1 protein-coding gene is annotated in these 288 nt (G+C 37.8%); it reads left to right on the plus strand.

From position 1 onward, the window contains the following. A partial coding sequence (locus tag SB658_RS23190; RefSeq protein WP_410602620.1) for an alanine:cation symporter family protein occupies positions 1 to 288 on the plus strand: 288 nt, incomplete at both ends.

Genomic DNA, 288 nt, shown 5'->3' on the forward strand with positions numbered 1-288 from the left:
GTCTTTATTTCTCTTTCAAATTAAAATTCGTCCAAATTACTCATATCGGTGAGATGGTCAGTTTAATTAGTAAAGGGTTTAATCGAAAAGAAAAAAAGAAAGATAGCATCTCTCCATTCCAAGCATTTTGCTTAAGTGCAGCAGCACGTATCGGTATCGGAAACTTAGCTGGTGTAGCATTAGCCATTTCAATGGGTGGACCCGGTGCAATATTTTGGATGTGGTTTATCGCAATTATCGGAGCAGCTACTAGTTTCGTAGAATGTACGCTCGCTCAAATTTATAAAG

Source organism: Bacillus sp. SIMBA_008, from assembly GCF_046535495.1.
In the GTDB taxonomy this organism is placed as follows: Bacteria; Bacillota; Bacilli; order Bacillales; family Bacillaceae; genus Bacillus; species Bacillus subtilis.